This window comes from Microcystis sp. M53603_WE2, from assembly GCF_030065435.1.
This window is the reverse complement of record NZ_JASJFF010001009.1, coordinates 1-1,132: the sequence shown is the minus strand read 5'-3', so window position 1 is coordinate 1,132 and position 1,132 is coordinate 1. Positions and strand designations below refer to the sequence as shown.

At 41.0% G+C, this 1,132-nt stretch carries 1 protein-coding gene and 1 pseudogene; both read left to right on the top strand.

Annotated elements, in window-relative coordinates; all coding sequences use genetic code 11:
- Nucleotides 1-911, top strand: a 911-nt coding sequence (locus tag PX481_RS21305; RefSeq protein WP_288095864.1) for a helicase-related protein, incomplete at its 5' end; no start/stop codon positions are given.
- A gap of 4 nt (nt 912-915) precedes the next feature.
- Nucleotides 916-1,132: pseudogene (locus PX481_RS21300) on the top strand (flagellar assembly protein H); the annotation flags it as partial.

The following is a 1,132-nucleotide window of genomic DNA, read 5'->3' as shown; positions in this document are numbered from 1 at the left end:
GTTTACCCAGCGCAGCCGATAATCGTCCTTTGAAGTCAGAAGAATTTTGGCAGAAAGTTAATCAATGTATTTTTGTTTCGGCCACTCCAGGAGATTGGGAATTAGAACAGTCAGAAAATCGCATTGTTGAACAAATTATCCGACCGACGGGAGTTTTAGACCCTGAGATTTTTGTGCGACCAACTGAGGGACAAGTGGATGATTTATTAGGGGAAATTAAGGAGCGAGTGCGGTTAAATGAACGGGTTTTGATTACCACTTTAACTAAACGCATGGCGGAAGATTTAACCGAATACTTGCAAGAAAGGGAAATTAAAGTTAGATATCTACATTCGGAAATTCAATCAATTCAACGGATTGAAATTATTCAAGACCTGCGAGAAGGGGTCTTTGACGTGCTGATCGGGGTGAATTTGCTTCGCGAGGGGTTAGACCTGCCGGAAGTGTCTTTAGTGGCGATTTTAGACGCAGATAAGGAAGGATTTTTAAGGGCTACCCGCTCTTTAATTCAAACTATCGGCCGGGCCGCTCGTCATATTCGCGGTCAGGCAATTCTTTACGGAGATAATCTCACCGATAGTATGATTAATGCGATCGAAGAAACCAAGAGACGACGCGCTATTCAACAGGAGTATAATCAGCAACATGGGATTATTCCGCAACCGATTGTTAAAAGGTCAAGTAATTCAATTTTGGCTTTTCTGGATATTTCCCGTCGCCTAAATTCCCAACAATTAGAGCAGGTTTGTGAGAATATAGAAGAGCTTTCTTTGGAACAAATTCCCGAGTTAATTCAACAACTAGAAGCGCAAATGAAAGAAGCGGCGAAAAACCTAGAATTCGAGTCAGCAGCTAAATATCGTGATCAGATTAAGCAATTACGAGATAAGTTATTAAATCATGTTAGATAAGCCTATGACTAGATTTATTCATGACCAGTTTGCCAAAGATTATCTCGAAGAATTATTATCTTCTCTGGGAGAGGTAAAATCGGCACGGGTTGTACGAGGAGAAGTACGAGAAATCGATGTCTGGTTTTCACCCCAGATTCTCGATAATAATCCTAGAGAACTGCTGGGATTACTGGGAAAAATGGCGATTAATCCCTGTTTATTTGAACCCTTTCGTAATC